Genomic DNA, 17,006 nt, shown 5'->3' on the forward strand with positions numbered 1-17,006 from the left:
CAATTCCATCGGCATGGCGTGGCGCTTCAGCCTCCCAGCCGGTAGCGCGCCAGGATGCGCGGGTAGTCGCCGCTTTGGCGCAGTTGCCGCAGCGCCTGGTTGAAGCGGTCGCGCAGCGTCTTATCGCGGAAGGCTGCGGGAAAAGCGGTGTTCTGGGGAAAGATGTCGTAATACGTCACTGCCGCATCGGTGGGCAGGCTGCTGGCCAGCTTGTCGCGGAACCAGCTGAATACCGTGCGGTCGATGATCAGCAGTTCCACCCGGTTGGCCCAGAACATCCGGCACTGGTTTTCCTGGCTGGCCGTCTCGTGATAGTTGTAGCGGAAGCGGCCGGACGGGTCGGGTTGGTAGATGGCCTGGAAGGTGGGGCCGAGATCGCGCCAGCCGTGTTGCCAGATGGCGAAGCTGTGTCCGCTCAGATCCAGCTGCGAGCGAATGTCCAGCCGCCGGTCCTGCTTGCCGATGGCGACATTGTGGTATTCGATGAAGTTGTCCGAGTAATACAGGCCCTTTTCGTCGGCGCCGTGTTCGTGCACCGCCGAGGCGATGTCGGCCTGGCCGCCGGCAACGGCCAGCAGCAGCCGCGAGTTGGGGACGATCGCGGTCTTCATCGCATAGCCCAGCCGCTGCAGCGCCGCCCGCATTAGGTCCACCTCGATGCCGGTGTCGCCCAACTTGGCGTCATGAAAGGAAAAAGGCGGTCGGCCGGAGGAGAAAACCACGCGAAGCACGCGGTCTGATGCCTGCGCGTCTTGGCAGGCCAGCAGCCCGCTGAGCAAGATTGCCGGCCAACCGCGGGTGGTAGTGTGGGCGAGCGGTTTCATTGACTGGACGATGCGTCGCGCGATTGCTGGACCAGTTGCTGGTAACGGCCGCTGCGATGCAGCGCGGCCAGGCCCTGGTTGAATTGCCGGATCAGCTGGCTGGCGTCGGGCCGGCGGCGGCTGACGATCAGGTAAAGCGCGCTGATCTGCTGTCTGCCCACGCTGGCGATGACGAAGGGCGAGCGCTCACCGTACAACTGGCGGATGGTGAAAGAGGCGACGAAGTCGTTGCACGACACCATGTCCACTATATTGCTGTTCAGCATTTTCAGGCAGTTGTCCAGCGTGGGCGGGCGCTCCAGCCGCCACTGGTATTTGCGGGCGTCGGCGGCTATGTAAGCGGTGGTCCAGCCCAGCGGCAAGCATAGCCGCTTGCCCCGCCAGCGGCCTTTCGCCGCATCTTCGTCGCCTTGGCGGACAATGTAGGAAAAATGGTCCAGATGCAACGGGGTGGAAAACAGGAACTGCTTTTCGCGGTTGGCATCGCGGGCGTAGGGAAAGCTGGCGGCGAAGCGATTCTGTTCCGTTTCCGAATAGCCGCGTTTCCACGGCAGGAACGCTATCCTGGGCGCGGCCATTCCCGCCGCGAGGAAGGCTTCGCGCACGATGGCCGCGCTGATGCCGCCCTGCGGCAGTTTTTCGCTGGAGTAGGGCGGAAATTCGCCGCTCGCCAGCGTCAGCGCGCCGCCATTCGCTTCGGCAAGGCCGTAGCGGGCGGCGCAGCAGGCGAGCAGCGCGGCGCAGGCGATCTTCAGGGTGTTGCTCATCCAGGCGGGCCCAAGTCGGTGTGTCTTGATTATCGACCAAGCCCGAGGCAAGGCAAGCCTGCGGCTAGCCGGTGTTTGGCGCGGGTTTCCGGCTCCTGGCCGGTTTGCGCGGCGCGATGGCCGGCTCGCCTTTCTTGATATGGCCCAGCCGGCGGCGGATGTTGTCGCTGTCTAGCCAGATGTCCTCGCCCTTCAGGATGTGGTCCAGCTCCTCGTCGGTGAGGAAGGGGCGGCAGATGTGGCGCATCACCTTTTCAAACCATTTGCCGCTGGCCAATACCTGCGCCTGCTGCTCGTTGCCCTTGCCTATCAGCGCGGACGAGTAGTTGTGGAACATCAGCTGGCAGGTGTCGTGCACGATCAGCTCGTCGCCGGCCAGGAAGATCAGCGCGCCCATGGAATAGGCGCGCGCTTCCAGGATAGTGACGACGTGGGCTTGGCTGGCGGTCATGTTGTTGATGATCTGCAGGCCGGTGTCGAAGTTGCCGCCCGGCGTGTTCAGGTGCAGGAACACGATGTCGGTGGCGCTGGCGGTGCGCAGCGTGTACAGCAGGTCGGTGTAGTGGATGGCCGCGCCTATCTCGTCGGACAGGTAGAACGATATCTGCCGCACCGTGCCTTGGCTTTCGTATTGCCGGTACAGCGGGACCGGCTTGTCGTCATCATCCGCGTCGGGGTTGTGGCGAGGCATGGGGACTCCTCGTTGTTGCGCTGGCCATTCCAATGTAGCTCTGGAGTGGGGGGCTTGCCTTGGTTTGGCCCAAGTCGAGCGGTTGAGGAATCCGCTGCGCGGATGATGATTTGGATGGCGGGGCTGCCCGCCGGGCAGGTCGGGGAGCTGTCTCGCCAGCTCCCCGACACCCCTAGGCGACCCCGACAGCGCGGCGAAACCCCGCCTCCAAAGCCATTCCCAAGGCGCCGCCCAACTCGCGGGGCGCTACCGTCGCCCCGCTCAAACAAAGGGCGGCTTAAAACCTTGGGAATGGCTTTGGAGGCGGCTTGCGCTGATGGGGAAGGGCGAGTCGGCCCGGTTTCACGCGATTGGAAGTGGGTACGTCATATGGGTCTCAACGCAAATTCAAGGGGCAAAGCCAGGTCAGGCTATGGATAGCGGAATGTCCGGAAAGGCCGGGCTTCCGCCCGACAAGAGGTAGAGCGTGAGCAACGCGCCCCTTCCCCTTTCAGCACGTGCCGGCAAAAAAGCGCTGGGCAAGGTTTTAAGCCGCCGCTTGTTCGACGCCGCGCGACGGTAGCGCGCGGCTAGTTTCGGCGGCTCCTTGCCCAGCGGTTTTTTGTCGGGGTTTCGCGGGCTGCAGGGGCGGCCTGGGGTCGTGAGGGGGCTGGCCGCTCAGCCCCCTCACCTGCCCGCCGGGCGGAACCGGCATCTAAATCATTATCCGCGAAGCGGATCCCTGCTGGTTGATAATGAATTTTATCTATCCTATTTTTAATAAGTAGCTTTGCTGTGGGTGAGGTTTTTACAAGGGATAATAAAGTGCGAGTTTATCATTTTTTAAATGAGAATTATGGATTGGATGATTTGAGAGGTCGTAGGCTAAAAATATCTAGGTTAATGGATCTCAATGATCCGTTCGAGTTTTTGGGCGTTGAATTGTCGGGTAGGGAAAGGCGAGATGCAGTGCTGAAAGTAAAGGCGCAGCTTTCGGAAAATCATGGTTTGCTTTGTTTTTGTAAGAGCTGGAAAAGTCCTTTGATGTGGGGGCATTATGCCGATAAGCATCAGGGGCTGTGTCTTGGGTTCGATATTGGAGATGATGTTATTAAAGGAGTGGATTATGTTAGATCTAGACTTCCTTGGTCAGAGGGCTTGAGCCAGGATTTTGTTCAAAAGCTATTGTTTTTTAAGTTTTCACAATGGAAGTATGAGGAAGAGTACAGATTGTATTGCAAGCTGAATGAAAAGGATGGTGATTTTTATTTTGCTAAATTTTCGAGTGAGATGAAGTTGGCTCAAGTGATCGTGGGTGCGAATTCGAATGTGAGTCGATCTCAGGTTGTAGAAGCGCTCGGGGATTTATCTGGTGATGTGGAAGTATTTAAGGCGCGTGCTGCTTTTAAGTCGTTCAGGATCGTAAGAAATAGGAACGAATCTTCATGGGTTTGATTTGTACGATAGCCAGGGAGATGACTGAATGGAAATGAAATGGCCAACTTTTTTGAAGTTGGCCATTTATCAAGGAGTTGAGCGCGCCTACGCGCTCAACTCCTTCAACACCTCCTTCACCTTCACGATCCGCTGCGCCACTTCCGGCAGCGCCTGCTCCACCCGCAGCTTGTCCTGGCCGGCCAAGCGGTAGTTCTTCTTGCTCTGGATCAGCAGGATGATCTTCACCGGGTCTATCGGCGGGTTCTTGATGAAGGTGATCTGCACCGCCACCTCGCTGGCATCCAGCTTCTGCACGCCCAGCTCCTTGGCGACGAGCCGCAGCCGGTGGCTCTCGATCAGCGTTTTCACGCTCTGCGGCGGCAGGCCGAAGCGGTCTATCAGCTCCTCGTGGATGGAGTCGATCTCGCCCTCCGCCTCGCAACTGGCCAGGCGCTTGTAGATCAGCAGCCGTTCATGCACGTCCGGGCAATAGGCATCCGGCAGCAAGGCCGGGCTGTGCAGATTGATTTCGGTGGTGACGCCCAGCGGCGCGTCCAGGTCGGGTGCGCGGCCCTTTTTCAGGTCGCGCACCGCCTGCTTCAGCATCTCGGTGAACAGCGAGAAACCCACTTCCTGCATCTCGCCCGACTGGCCCTCGCCCAGCACTTCGCCGGCGCCGCGGATTTCCAGGTCGTGCATCGCCAGATAAAAACCGGCGCCCAGCTCGCCGGACAGCTGGATCGCCTCCAGCCGCTTCTGCGCGTCGCGGGTCATGCCGTCCGGCGTCAACAGATAAGCGTAAGCCTGGTGGTGCGAGCGGCCGACGCGGCCGCGCAGCTGGTGCAGCTGGGCCAGGCCGAATTTGTCGGCGCGGTTGATCAGGATGGTGTTGGCGTTGGGGATGTCGATGCCGGTTTCGATGATGGTGGAGCACAGCAGCAGGTTGAAGCGCTGCTGCAAGAAGTCGCGCATCACCTGTTCCAGCTCGCGCTCGCGCAACTGGCCGTGGGCCACGCCTATGCGCGCTTCCGGGATCAGCTCGGTCAGCTTCTCGCGCATGTTCTCTATAGTGTCGACTTCGTTGTGCAGGAAGAACACCTGGCCGCCGCGCTTCAGTTCCCGCAGCACCGCTTCGCGGATCACGCCGTTGCTCAAGGGACTGACGAAGGTTTTCACCGCTAGCCGGCGCGAGGGCGCGGTGGTGATGGCGGAGAAGTCGCGCAGGCCTTCCAGCGCCATCGACAGCGTGCGCGGAATCGGCGTGGCGGTGAGGGTCAGCACGTCGACGTTGGCGCGCAGGCGCTTGAGCTGCTCCTTCTGCCGCACGCCGAAGCGGTGTTCCTCGTCGATGATGACCAAGCCCAGGTTCTTGAACTGGATGTCAGGCTGCACCAGCTTGTGGGTGCCGATGACGATGTCGACGCTGCCTTCCGCCAGGCCCTGCAGCGCCTGCTTGGTTTCCTTGCCACTTTTGAAGCGCGACAGCTCGGCGATGCGCACCGGCCAGTCGGCGAAGCGGTCGGAGAAGTTCTGGAAGTGCTGTTCTGCCAACAGGGTGGTGGGCACCAGCACCGCCACCTGCTTGCTGCCCATCACCGCGACGAAGGCGGCGCGCAGCGCCACTTCGGTCTTGCCGAAGCCGACGTCGCCGCATACCAGCCGGTCCATGGGTTTTCCGGAGCACATGTCCTGGATCACCGCCTCGATGGCGCTGGCCTGGTCCACGGTTTCCTCGAAGCCGAAGCCGGCGGCGAAGGCGGCGTAGTCGACATGGGACAGCGTGAAGCTGTGGCCCTCGCGCGCGGCGCGCTGGGCGTAGAGGTTGAGCAGCTCGGCGGCGGTGTCGCGCGCCTTCTCCGCCGCCCGCTTCTTGGCCTTTTCCCAGGCCGGGTTGCCCAGCTTGTGTAGCTGGATGTCGTCGGTGGCGCCGCCGGCGTAGCGCGAGATCAGCTGCAATTGCGACACAGGCACGTACAGCGTGGCGCCGTCGGCGTACTCCAGCTGCATCAGCTCGGTTTCGCCCTCGCCCAAGTCCATCGTCACCAGCCCGACGTAGCGGCCGATGCCGTGCGCCTCGTGTACCACCGGGTCGCCGGCCTTGACCTCGGCCAGGTCGCGCAGCATGGCGTCGGAGCTGCTGCGGCTGTGCTTGCGGCGGGTGTGGCTGCGCGCTACGTGCTGGTAGAGCTCGCTTTCGGTCACCACTGCGATGGCCGGGTCCGGCATCGCGAAGCCGGAGTAGAGCGGGGCAACGGTCAGCGCCAGCGCGGTCTGGCCGCCGGCGAAGTCGGCCCAACTGTCCACCGGGGTCGGTTTGATGCCGTTGTCGGCCAGGAAGGCCAGCATGGTTTCGCGCCGGCCCAGGCTTTCCGCCGCCAGCAGGATGCGGCGCTGTCCTTGGGCGATATAGCTTTGCAGACGATGCAGCGGCGTGTCGGAGCGGCGGTCCACCGCCAGGTCGGGCAGGGCCAGGCTGCCGGCGGCGGCGCAGTCGGAGGACAGCTCGATGCGGGCATAGGGCTTGAGCCTGGCCATCAGTTCGTCCGGGCGCAGGAAGAGGTCGGCCGGCGGCAGGATTGGGCGTTCCAGGTCGCCTCGCGCCATATCGTAGCGACCCTGGGCGTCGCGCCAGAAGGTTTCGGCGGCATCCTGCACGTCATGATGCAGCACCAGCAGCGCGTCCTCGCCCAAGTAGTCGAACAGGGTGGCGGTTTCATCGAAGAACAACGGCAGGAAGTATTCGATGCCGGCCGGCCACAGCCCCTGCGACACGTCCTTGTAGACGCGGCTCTTGCTGGGGTCGCCCTCGATGCGCTCGCGGTAGCGCTGGCGGAAGGCGGTGACGCCGCTCTCATCGGCCGGGTATTCGCGCGCCGGCAGCAGGCGAATTTCCGGCACCGGGTACAGCGTGCGCTGGCTGTCGGGGTCGAAGGTCTTCAGGCTGTCGATTTCGGCGTCGAACAGGTCTATCCGGTAAGGCAGGGCCGAGCCCATCGGGTAGAGGTCGACTAGGCCGCCGCGCACCGAGAACTCGCCCGGCGCCATTACCTGGGTGACGTGCTGGTAGCCGGCGGTGACCATGTCGCCGCGCAGCTTTTCCACGTCCAGTTGCTGGCCGGCCTTGAGAAAGAAGGTGCGGCCCAGCAGGTAGCCCACCGGGGCCAGCCGGCCCAGCACGGTGCTGACCGGCGCGATCACCACCTGGCATTCGCGCTGGCGGATCTGCCACAGTGTGGCCAGCCGCTCGCTGACCAGTTCGCCGTGCGGCGAGAAATGGTCGTAGGGCAGGGTTTCCCAGTCGGGGAACAGCGCGATGGATAGCTCGGGCGCGAAGAACGGCAGCTCGGCCTGCAAGCGCTGCGCGGACTGGGCGTCGGCGGTGAGAATCAGCAAGGGCTGGCGCTGGCGCGCCAGCGCGGCGATGGTTTGGCTGTCCAGCCCGTCCGGCAGATGGGCGCTGCGGGTTTTCTGGCCGGGGGGCGGAATGATCGGGAGCGTATCCAACTTGATCTGGCTTTACGAGGTTGTGCTTGTCGCGATTATAACAGTCCGCCAGCCATGCCCATGGGCTTTACCTGGCATCGGACGCTGGCGGGCGGAGGGAATCCCGGCTATCGTATGCCTTTGGCTCAAGTCTGTCTTATTTCAGCATGAAGAAATACAGAGTGTAATGTCAATGTGGTATCAGTAAAAAGAATAATGCAGCCCCAGGCGCCGTCGCCGGCGTCTGTCATGCGTCAGCTATCAGCAAGATCCGGAAAACCGGACGACAAGAAATGAAGGATGGGAGCGTGAGGACCACACCTTGGGTGGAGGAGTTGCTGGTTTTCCTGGGATTCGCCGCCTGCGTGGCTTTGTGGCCGCGCAGTCCGCAGGCGATGTTGTCGCTGGCCAGTTTTGCGCCGCATGGCTTGTTCTGCTGGCAGCTGCTGGCGCGCGGCGCGCGGCGCAGCTGGTGGTGGCCGCTGGCGGCGCTGTTGCTGGCGGGCGAGCTGGCCTCGCCGGTCTGGGCCTTGGCGCTGGCCGGCTCCTTGTTTTTGCTTCTGCCCGGCCTGCGCCTGGGCGGCCTGCTGCGCGCGCGCGCGCGTCCCGCCACACCGGGCGAATTGCGCCGCCTGCTGCTGACTCTGATCGCCTATCCGGCCTTGCTGGTGGCCCTGCTGCTGGGCGGTTATGCCTGGCTGGCCAGCGGGCAGGCAATGGCGCCTTGGTCGTGGTCGTGGCAGTGCTGGGCGGCGGTCAGTTCCGCGTTGTTCTTGTGCGCGCCGCTGGCCTGGCCTGTGCCGCGGCGGATGGCGGCGGCGCTGCGCATCGAGTTGGCGCTGATTCTGGCGCTGGTGGCAGGCGGGGTGTCGCTGCAGCTGTCTTGCGGCGCGGCGCTGAACATTCCCAGCCAGCTGCTGTATTTCCCCTTCATCCTGTGGGCTGCCTGGCGTACCGGCCTGGGCGGCGCCGCGCTGACCGCCGGCATGGTGACGCTGGCCTTGTCGTTGGCGGCGCTGTCGCCCGGCTGGCCGCTGCATGCCGGCATGGGCAACGCCTCCACCGATCTGCTGCTGGCGCTGGCGTTGAATGTTTCCGGCCTGCTGGTGGCGATCCTGATGGACGGCCACCGCACTGACGAAGCGGCGCTGAAGACCTTTCAGGCGCGGATAGAGTCGCTGGTCAACAACAGCCCCACCATGATGTCGCTGAAGGACATGGACGGGCGTTACCTGCTGGTGAACGCCGCCTACGCGCGCCGAGTGGGGGTGTCCGCGCAGTCGCTGCTGGGGTGGCGGCCGGAGGACGTGTTCGACGCCGCCGACGCCGCGCAGATACGCGAGCAGGACCAGCAGGTGCTCAACCTGCTGTCGCCGCGCCAGTTCGAGGAGCATTTCAGCCTGAACGGCCTGGAGACCTATCTGCTGGCTTCCAAGTTTCCGCTGTTCGACGCCGATGGCCGGCCCGCCGGCGTCGGCAGCGTGGACACTGACATCACCTTGAGCAAGCGCGAGCAGAAAGCCAAGCGCGAAGCCGAGGAGCGCTACTTGGCGCTGGTGGAACAGTCGCTGGTGGGCATCTACATCCTGCAGGACGAGCGGCTGGTCTACGTCAATCCCAAGCTGGCCGAAATCCTGGGTTACGAGCAGGAGCAACTGGTGGGCATGAGCATGAGCCAGGTGCTGATGCCGGGCGAGGCCAACCGGCTGCGCCAGCAACTGCTGCGCCGCTTCCGCGACAATATCTCGGTGATGCACTACTCCACCCGCGCGCTGCGCAAGGACGGCGTGCTGGTGGATATGGAGGTGCACAGCCGCCTGTTCGAGCTGGAGGGGCGCAAGGCGATCATCGGCGTGGTGATGGATATCTCCGAGCGCCTGCTGGCCGATACCAACCTCAGGCTGGCGGCCAAGGTGTTCGAGAATTCGGCCGAAGGCATTCTGATCCTGGATGCCGGCGCCCGCATCATCGCCGTCAACGACGCCTTCACCCGCATCACCGGCTACAGCGAGGACGAGACGCTGGGCAAGCCTTCGCGCATCTTCAGCCTGGGGCAGCAGGAGCGGGAGGCGATGCAGCAGGCATTGGCCACGCTGGGCCACTGGCAGGGCGAGATGCAGGACCGGCGCAAGAACGGCGAATGGTATCCGGCCGAGCTATCGATTTCCGCGCTACGCGACGAGGACGGCCAGCTGTCCAATTATGTGGCGGTGTTCTCCGACATCACCCAGCGCAAGGAGGCCGAGGAGCGGCTACAGTTCCTGGCTAACCACGACCCGTTGACCCGGCTGCCCAACCGCAGCAGCCTCACCGCGCGGCTGGACGAGGCGCTGGCGCAAATGGCCAGCCAGGGCGGCCAACTGGCGGTGATGTTCATCGATCTGGACCGCTTCAAGCTGATCAACGACTCCTTCGGCCACCAGGCCGGCGACCAGCTGCTGTGCGAGATCGCGCTGCGGCTGGCGCGGGTGGTTGGCGAGCGCGGCCTGCTGGCGCGGCTGGGCGGCGACGAGTTTACCTTGCTGATGACCGGCTTCGACAAGCACAAGCAGCTGGCCGACATGGCCGGCGACATCCTGGCCGAGTTGGGCCGGCCGCTGAGCCTGGAGGCGCACGAGGTGTTCATCACCGGCAGCATAGGCATCAGCGTGTTCCCGCATGACGGCCAGGACGCGCGCACCCTGCTGAAGAACGCCGACGTGGCGATGTACCGCGCCAAGGATTCGGGCAAGAACACCTACCAGTTTTTCGACATCGGCATGAACACCCAGACCTTCGAGCGGCTGCTGCTGGAAAACGGTCTGCGCATGGCGCTGGAGCGCGGCGAGTTCGAACTGCACTTCCAGCCGCAGCTGGGCGCGGACAGCCGCAGTCTGGAGGGCGCCGAGGCGCTGATCCGCTGGCGCCATCCGCAGCTGGGCCTGGTGCCGCCGGTGCGCTTCATCGGGTTGGCGGAGGAAACAGGCCTGATCAAGCCTATAGGCGACTGGGTGCTGCACGAGGCCTGCCGTCAGCTGGCGGCCTGGGATCTCGAGGGGGTGAGGGTGCCCAGGCTGGCGGTGAACCTGTCGCCGCGCCAGTTCGGCCAGCCCTCGCTGCCGGCCAAGGTGGCCGGCGCGCTGCAGGCCGCCGGCCTGGCGGCGGAGCGGTTGGAGCTGGAAATCACCGAGAGCATGATCATGCAGAGTCCGGGCGAGGCGGTGAGTCTGCTGTCGGAACTGAAGGCGCTGGGGGTGTGGCTGTCGATCGACGATTTCGGCACCGGCTATTCCTCGCTGTCTCATTTGAAGCGCTTCCCGCTGGACACGCTGAAGATAGACCAGTCTTTCGTCGATGGCCTGCCGGCCGACGAAGACAACGCCGCCATCGCCGAGGCGATACTGGCGATGGCCAAGAAGCTGAAGTTCCACGTGGTGGCTGAAGGAGTGGAGAGCGAGGAGCAGGCGGCTTTTCTGCAGAGCAAGGGCTGCCACACGTTGCAGGGCTACCATTTCAGCCGGCCGCTGCCGGCGGCGGACTTCGCCGCGCTGGCGCTCGGCTGGCAGCGCCGGGACGAGATGGCCGGTATTCCGGCGTGAAGCTGGGCCTGGGGCCGGCTTGGCGCTAAAATGGCGGGATTGTGAATCGAGAACCCCCCGCCATGAGCAACAAACGCCTGATACACGGCTTCCACGCCATCAACGCCCGCCTGTGGCAGAACCCGAAAAGCCTGCTGGAAATCTGGCTGGCCGGCGGCCGCCACGACGCCCGCGCCAAGGCGGTGCTGGACAAGGCGGGCGAGGAAAAAGTCAAGCTGCACATCGTCGATAAGGAACGGCTGGACAGCATGAGCGGCAACGCGCGCCACCAGGGCGTGGTGGCGATGATAGACGCCAGCATGAATTACGTGGATCTGGACGACGTGCTGGAAAACCTGTCCGAGCCGCCGCTGCTGCTGATTCTGGACGGCGTCACCGATCCGCACAATCTGGGCGCTTGCCTGCGCGTGGCCGACGCGATGGGCGTGCACGCGGTGATCGCGCCCAAGGACCGCTCCGCCACGCTGAACGCCACCGTGTCCAAGGTGGCCTGCGGCGCCGCCGAAGTGGTGCCCTACATCACCGTCACCAACTTGGCGCGCACGCTGCGCGAACTGAAGGACCACGGTGTGTGGATCGCCGGCACCACCATGGAGGCCGATACCGACCTCTACCATTTTGAAGCCGCCGGTCCGCTGGCCTGGGTGATGGGCGCGGAAGGCGAAGGCATGCGCAGGCTGACCCGCGAGCACTGCGACGCGCTGGTGTCCATCCCGATGTTCGGCACTGTGGAAAGCCTCAACGTGTCGGTGTCGTCCGGCATGGTGCTGGCGGAAAGCCGCCGCCAGCGGGTGGTCAAGGCGCAAGGGTGAGCCGGAGCTGCTAGTGTTTAACGCATTGCCATGCCATTAACCGATTTCGGGTGCAGGGCATTTTTCGTTCTGTTTTCAAACCAGGGTGGAGTTCGCTGCGCGGACGATGATTTACACGGCGGTTCCGTCCGCCGGGCGGGCAAGGGAGCTGTCCCGTCAGCTCCCTTGCAACCCTAGGTGGCCGCCGCATCCCGAGAATCCCGGTTTACCGGCACGGGTCGGGGCACTGGTGGCGGCTGACTGACCATGCCAGCCATTTAGCTTTTCCAATGACGCGATTTCTTCCTATTCCTGCCCGCCCAGCACGTCCCGCGTCAACGCCAGCCAAGCGCGCGCCGCGTGCGACAGGTAGCCGCCGCGCTGCCAGATCAGCGCCAGATGCCAGTACAGCTTGGGGTCGTACAGCGGGATCACGTCGTATTGCTCCGGATTCAGGCGGCTGACGATGCAGCGCGGCAGCAGGGTGATGCCCAGATTGGCCGCCACCAGCTCCACGATGAAGTCCCAGTGCGCGCTGCGGCCGACGATGTTCAGCGGCTTGCCCAGCTCGCGGAAAGCGTCGCCGATGCGGCGGCTGAGGGTGAAGTCGTCCGGATACAGCACCAGCGGCTGGTCGGCGATGTCGGTCAGCTGCACCAGCGAGCGGCCATGCCAGCGCGAGCCGGCCGGCGCCACCAGGCACAGCGGGTCGCGCACCACCGAGTAGTGGTCGAACACCTGACTGTCCACCGGCAGCACCGCCACGCCGATTTCCAGATCGCCGCTCCTGATGCGGCTTTCTATCCCCAGCGCGCCGTCTTCCACCATTTTCAGCTCGATCTGCGGGTAGCGGCGGCGGAAATGGCTGACCACCGGCGCGAAGAAGGCCACGCCCACCATGGGCGGCAAACCCACCACCAGCTCGCCGCTGCTGAGCGAGGCCAGGTCGGCCAGCTCGTGCTTGAGCTGGTTCATCGCCGACAGCACGTCCAGGCCGCGCTCGTAGGTGACGCGGCCGGCGTCGGTCAGGCGGAAGCTGCGGCCTTCGCGCAGGATCAGCGGCATGCCCAGCTCCTCCTCCAGCTGCTTCACCATCTTGCTGATGGTGGGCTGGGTGACGAACAGCGCCTCGGCGGCTTTGGTGAAGCTTTGGCATTTCACCAGTTCGACAAAGTAACGCAGCGCGCGGATGTCCATGTGCATTCCTATTTGGAATCATATCGATAATTTTAATTCATTTTTAGAATGAATGCCGGCTGGTTATACTTTGCACAACTCCTAAGTTTTGATGGAAGCCGATCATGGCCAGCCGCCTGTTTCACCGCCTCGCGCCCTTGCTGCAGACCTTCAGCCAGGTGTTGCTGCTGAGTCTGGTGTGGCTGGCGGCCAGCCAGCTGAGCCAGCGTTTCCTGCCCGTCATGCCTGCCGGCGTACTGGGCATGCTGTTGGTGCTGGCCGGGTTGTGGTCGCGCCTGTTGCCGCTGACATGGTTCAAGCACGGCGCGCGCTGGCTGCTGGCTGAGATGCTGCTGTTCTTCATTCCCGCCGTGGTGGCGGTGGTGCAGTATCCGCAGCTGGTGTTGAGTTCCGGGCCGCGCATCGTGCTGGTGATCGCGCTGTCCACCGTGCTGGTGATGGCGGTGACTGCGCTGGTGGTGGACCGCTGCTACCGACTGGAACTGATGTTGCGGCGCCGCCGCAGCAATCGCCAGGCGCAGCTGAAGGCGGAAGTCCATGGAGCATGAAATTGCATTGGTCTCGTTCGTACTCACAGTGGTGCTGTACGGGCTGGTGAAAAAGTATTACCTGAGAACCCGCAGCTGGTGGAGCACACCGATACTGGCGGTGCCGCTGCTGGTGATCGGCCTGGTGGTGTTGGCCCGCGTGCCCTACCACACCTATTTCGCCGATACCCGCTGGTTGACCTGGTTGTTGGGGCCGGCGACGGTGGCTTTCGCGATACCGATCTACGAGCAGCGCGCGCTGATCCGCAAGCATTGGCTGTCGCTGGGCTGCGGCGTGTTGGCGGCGGTGCCGGTGGCGGTGTTTAGCTCAGTGTGGCTGGCGCGCTGGCTGGATCTGTCCGAACTGACGCAGAAAAGCCTGGCGCCACGTTCGATCAGCACGCCGTTCGCGCTGGCGGCTTCGCACACCTTGGGCGGCTCGTCCGACCTCACCGCCTTGTTCGTGGTGGTGACCGGGGTGTTCGGCATGATGGTGGGACAGCTGCTGCTGGCGGTGCTGCCTGTGCGTTCTACGCTTGCCCGCGGCGCCTTGTTCGGCGCTGCGGCCCATGCGGCCGGCACCGCCAAGGCCGCTGAGCTGGGAGCGGAAGAGGGCGTGGTGGCCAGCCTCACCATGATGCTGGCCGGCGTGGCCACGGTGTTCGCCGCGCCCTTGATTGGATATTGGATTTAACGGTTCTTGTTGTGAGCTGGCCACCGGTGGGGTGGTGGCCGGTGGGTTTCTCCTCCCCAAAACGAGCGTTGATTAGGGCCGGCCCTTGTGGGGTCGGCCATTTTTTTTGCCCGCGTGGTCGAAGTCGTGGCTGTGGCCATGGTTGTCCTGGCCGAACGGCGTGTGGCAGACGCAGGGCGAGCCTTCGGCCGCTTCCACTAGTGTCTGCAAAATGCCGCAATCGGCGGCCGGATGGCTGTCGTGGCATTTGTCGCGCAGCGCCAACAACTGCTGTTCCAGCAGCCGCAGCGCTTCCACCTGCTGATGCACCTTGGCGATCTGCTGGTCTATCAGCTGGTTGATGTCTTCGCAGTCGTGCTGGTGGTCGGCCTTGAACGCCGCCAGATTGCGGATGTCGGCCAGCGACATGCCCAGCGAGCGGCAGTGCAGGATGAAGTTCAACTCGCCCAGCTGCTCCGCGGTGTAGCGGCGGTAGCCGGAGGCGGAGCGCTGCGGCTCGGACAGCAGTCCCTCGCGCTCGTAGTAGCGTATGGTTTCCACTTCGCAGCCGGTCTGGCGCGACAGTTCTCCGATCAACATGATGCCTCCCTATCCAATCCGCTTGACCCTGTAGTCACTTCAGGGTGTGCAATGTGCCCAGACTATCAATGGAGGCGCATATGTCAAGCGCGACGCGTTACCGCAAGCCGATGAAACCGCACGAACACCACGCCGGACACAAAGCTGGCGGAGGAGATTGCTGCGCGGTGCGGGCGGAGTCCCAGCTGGGGCTGGCGCCGGCCGATGCGCACCGGCATGGCCACGCTTGCGGGGGGGGCATGGCGAAGACCGCCATGGCCATGCGCACGATCACCGCCATGACCATGCTCACGCCGCGTCCTGCAGCGGTTCCGCCCTGCCCGGCCGGGTGAAGTTGGGCCAGGGCGCCGGCGCCCATCATTCGCGGCTGCAGATCCAGGCGATGGACTGCCCGACCGAAGCCAGGCTGATCGAGAAGGCGCTGTCCGGCATCGACGGCGTGGTGGCGCTGGAATTCAATTTCATCGAGCGGGTGCTGCTGTTGCAGCACGACCTGCCGCACCTGGACGAGGTCAAGCGCGCCATCGCCAAGGTGGGCATGCAGGCGGTGGAGCTGGCTGGCGGCGAGCAGGCCGCGGCCCCGGTGGTGGCTTCGCGCCGCGCCAACCTGCTGCTGGTCCTGTCCGGCCTGACTGCGGCGGCTGCCGAGGGGGCGGCCTGGAGCCTGGGCGACGGCCAGCCGCTGGTGGCGGGCCTGGCGCTGGCATCCATCCTGCTGGGCGGCATTCCCACCCTGAAAAAGGGCTGGATCGCGCTGTCCAGCCGCACCTTGAACATCCATTTCCTGATGTCGGTGGCGGTGATGGGCGCGATGCTGATCGGCCAGTGGCCGGAAGCGGCGATGGTGTTGTTCCTGTTTTCCATCGCGGAAAGGCTGGAGGCGATGTCGCTGTCGCGCGCCGGCGAGGCGGTGCGGGCGCTGATGGCGCTGGCGCCGGAAACCGCCTGGGTGGCCAGCGGCGACGGCTGGCGCGAAGTGGCGGCGGCCGAGGTGGCGGTGGGCAGCCGCATCCGCGTACGTCCGGGCGAGCGGGTGCCGCTGGACGGCAGCATCGTCAGCGGCCACAGCAGCTTTGACGAGGCGCCGATCACCGGCGAGAGCCTGCCCAAGGACAAGGGGCCGCGAGATACGGTATTTGCCGGCAGCATCAACGGCGCCGGCGTGGTGGAGGTGGAGACCGGCGCCGCGGCTTCCGGCTCGGTGCTGTCGCGCATCATCGCCACCGTGCGCGACGCGCAGGCCAGCAAGGCGCCCACCCAGCGCTTCATCGACCGCTTCGCCGCCGGCTACACTCCGGTGGTGCTGGCGTTGGCCATCCTGTTCGCGCTGCTGGCGCCGACGCTGGGCTTCATGCTCTGGCACCAGGCCATCTACAGCGCGCTGGTGATGTTGGTGATCGCCTGCCCGTGCGCGCTGGTGATCGCCACCCCGGTGACGGTGGTGAGCGCGCTGGCTTCCGCCGCGCGCCATGGCCTGCTGGTGAAGGGCGGCGCGCCACTGGAGATGGCGGCGAGCATAGACACGGTATGCCTGGACAAGACCGGCACGCTGACGCTGGGCCAGCCCAGCCTGACGCGGGTGATGCCGCTGGCGGGCAATGACGAGAACACGGTGCTGGCCTGGGCGGCGGCGCTGGACAGCCATTCCACCCACCCCTTGGCCCGCGCGGTGTTGGATGCCGCCGCGCAGCGCGGCATCCGCGCGCCGGAATCCCGCGAGGTGAGCGAACTGATAGGACGCGGCGTCAGCGGCAAGGTGGCGGGGCGCCATCTGCAGCTGGGCAGCCGTCGTCTGGCGGACGAGCAGGGCGCGCTGTCGCCGCTGCTGGAGCAGACGCTGCAGGCGCTGGAGGTGGCCGGCGAGGGCGCGCTGGTGCTGCTGGAGGGCGACCAGGCGTTGGGCGTGCTGGCAGTGGCCGACAAGGTGCGGCCGGAAGCGGCCGCCACCATCACCCGGCTGAACGCTATGGGTGTGGGGACGGTGATGCTCAGCGGCGACAGCCCACAGGTGGCGCAGGCGGTGGCCAGGCTGACCGGCGTCGGCGCGGCTCACGGCGGCCTGCTGCCGCAGGACAAGTTGCGCCATATCGAGCGCCTGCAGCAGAGCGGCAAGGTGGCGATGGTGGGCGACGGCGTCAACGACGCGCCGGCGCTGGCCCGCGCCGACCTGGGCATCGCGATGGGCGCGGCCGGTTCCGACAGCGCGCTGGAGACGGCGGGCGTGGCGCTGATGGACGACAAGCTGTCACGGCTGGCCGACCTGATCTCTCACGCGCGCCGCGCCGCGCGGGTGCTGAAGGCCAATATCGCCATCGCGCTGGGTATCAAGCTGCTGTTTTTCGTCTTGGCCATGCTGGGCATCGCCAGTCTGTGGATGGCGGTGTTCGCCGATGTCGGCACCAGCCTGATCGTGATTGGCAACGGCCTGCGGCTGGCCGGCAAGGTGAAGGCCTGAGGAT

Annotated in this window: 12 protein-coding genes; 6 read left to right on the forward strand and 6 right to left on the reverse strand. The window is 64.8% G+C overall.

Features of this window, described 5'->3' with window-relative positions:
- Positions 1-26: 26 nt before the first annotated feature.
- The 3 genes from BI344_RS09615 to BI344_RS09625 form a co-directional block, all read right to left on the reverse strand.
- Positions 27-824 carry a substrate-binding periplasmic protein gene (locus tag BI344_RS09615; RefSeq protein ID WP_071112722.1) on the reverse strand — a complete coding sequence of 266 codons (798 nt, stop codon included), beginning with the start codon at positions 822-824 and terminating at the stop codon, positions 27-29.
- Positions 821-1,591 (reverse strand): substrate-binding periplasmic protein, encoded by a 771-nt coding sequence (locus BI344_RS09620; protein ID WP_071112723.1) that lies wholly within the window; start codon positions 1,589-1,591, stop codon positions 821-823. The genes BI344_RS09615 and BI344_RS09620 overlap by 4 nt, the downstream gene beginning before the upstream one ends.
- A 64-nt stretch (positions 1,592-1,655) precedes the next feature.
- Positions 1,656-2,282, reverse strand: a complete 627-nt coding sequence (locus tag BI344_RS09625; protein ID WP_071112724.1) for a Clp protease ClpP — start codon at positions 2,280-2,282, stop codon at positions 1,656-1,658.
- Between the two features lie 882 nt (positions 2,283-3,164).
- Between BI344_RS09625 and BI344_RS23815 the strand changes: the two genes are divergently transcribed.
- The gene (locus tag BI344_RS23815) at positions 3,165-3,716 is read left to right on the forward strand and encodes a DUF2971 domain-containing protein (protein ID WP_206600355.1); all 552 of its coding nucleotides are present in this window, start codon (positions 3,165-3,167) and stop codon (positions 3,714-3,716) included.
- A gap of 87 nt (positions 3,717-3,803) precedes the next feature.
- On the opposite strand, the gene mfd is transcribed toward BI344_RS23815, so the two are convergent.
- A complete protein-coding gene (mfd, locus tag BI344_RS09630; protein ID WP_071112725.1) occupies positions 3,804-7,202 on the reverse strand; it encodes a transcription-repair coupling factor in 3,399 nt (1,132 codons plus the stop codon).
- A gap of 287 nt (positions 7,203-7,489) precedes the next feature.
- Between mfd and BI344_RS09635 the strand changes: the two genes are divergently transcribed.
- Entirely contained in the window at positions 7,490-10,759 is a 3,270-nt protein-coding gene (locus tag BI344_RS09635) for a bifunctional diguanylate cyclase/phosphodiesterase (protein WP_241499297.1), read from the forward strand.
- Positions 10,760-10,821: 62 nt separating this feature from the next.
- Positions 10,822-11,571 carry a 23S rRNA (guanosine(2251)-2'-O)-methyltransferase RlmB gene (rlmB, locus tag BI344_RS09640; protein ID WP_071112726.1) on the forward strand — a complete coding sequence of 250 codons (750 nt, stop codon included), beginning with the start codon at positions 10,822-10,824 and terminating at the stop codon, positions 11,569-11,571.
- Between the two features lie 285 nt (positions 11,572-11,856).
- Here rlmB and BI344_RS09645 read toward each other — a convergent pair whose 3' ends face one another.
- Complete coding sequence (locus BI344_RS09645; protein ID WP_071112727.1) at positions 11,857-12,747, reverse strand: LysR family transcriptional regulator; 891 nt, start codon at positions 12,745-12,747, stop codon at positions 11,857-11,859.
- A gap of 104 nt (positions 12,748-12,851) precedes the next feature.
- Between BI344_RS09645 and BI344_RS09650 the strand changes: the two genes are divergently transcribed.
- Both BI344_RS09650 and BI344_RS09655 read left to right on the forward strand, forming a co-directional pair.
- Positions 12,852-13,295: a CidA/LrgA family protein gene (locus BI344_RS09650; protein WP_071112728.1), complete on the forward strand. Its 444-nt coding sequence runs from the start codon at positions 12,852-12,854 to the stop codon at positions 13,293-13,295.
- Positions 13,285-13,968: an LrgB family protein gene (locus tag BI344_RS09655; protein ID WP_071112729.1), complete on the forward strand. Its 684-nt coding sequence runs from the start codon at positions 13,285-13,287 to the stop codon at positions 13,966-13,968. The genes BI344_RS09650 and BI344_RS09655 overlap by 11 nt, the downstream gene beginning before the upstream one ends.
- Positions 13,969-14,040: 72 nt before the next feature.
- Here the strand turns inward: BI344_RS09655 and BI344_RS09660 are convergent, their stop codons facing one another.
- Positions 14,041-14,547, reverse strand: a complete 507-nt coding sequence (locus tag BI344_RS09660; RefSeq protein ID WP_071112730.1) for a Cd(II)/Pb(II)-responsive transcriptional regulator — start codon at positions 14,545-14,547, stop codon at positions 14,041-14,043.
- A 226-nt stretch (positions 14,548-14,773) separates the two neighbouring features.
- Between BI344_RS09660 and BI344_RS09665 the strand changes: the two genes are divergently transcribed.
- Entirely contained in the window at positions 14,774-17,002 is a 2,229-nt protein-coding gene (locus BI344_RS09665; RefSeq protein WP_071112731.1) for a heavy metal translocating P-type ATPase, read from the forward strand.
- Positions 17,003-17,006: the final 4 nt, after the last annotated feature.

The organism is Chromobacterium sphagni (genome assembly GCF_001855555.1).
Taxonomy (GTDB): Bacteria; Pseudomonadota; Gammaproteobacteria; order Burkholderiales; family Chromobacteriaceae; genus Chromobacterium; species Chromobacterium sphagni.

Bases quoted from the DNA above. Each gene is read 5' to 3' on its own strand.
- BI344_RS09650 (WP_071112728.1), top strand. From the start codon at position 12,852: ATGGCCAGCCGCCTGTTTCACCGCCTCGCGCCCTTGCTGCAGACCTTC.
- BI344_RS23815 (WP_206600355.1), top strand. From the start codon at position 3,165: ATGGATCTCAATGATCCGTTCGAGTTTTTGGGCGTTGAATTGTCGGGT.
- rlmB (WP_071112726.1), top strand. From the start codon at position 10,822: ATGAGCAACAAACGCCTGATACACGGCTTCCACGCCATCAACGCCCGC.
- BI344_RS09655 (WP_071112729.1), top strand. From the start codon at position 13,285: ATGGAGCATGAAATTGCATTGGTCTCGTTCGTACTCACAGTGGTGCTG.
- BI344_RS09620 (WP_071112723.1), bottom strand. From the start codon at position 1,591: ATGAGCAACACCCTGAAGATCGCCTGCGCCGCGCTGCTCGCCTGCTGC.
- BI344_RS09645 (WP_071112727.1), bottom strand. From the start codon at position 12,747: ATGGACATCCGCGCGCTGCGTTACTTTGTCGAACTGGTGAAATGCCAA.
- BI344_RS09625 (WP_071112724.1), bottom strand. From the start codon at position 2,282: ATGCCTCGCCACAACCCCGACGCGGATGATGACGACAAGCCGGTCCCG.
- BI344_RS09615 (WP_071112722.1), bottom strand. From the start codon at position 824: ATGAAACCGCTCGCCCACACTACCACCCGCGGTTGGCCGGCAATCTTG.
- BI344_RS09660 (WP_071112730.1), bottom strand. From the start codon at position 14,547: ATGTTGATCGGAGAACTGTCGCGCCAGACCGGCTGCGAAGTGGAAACC.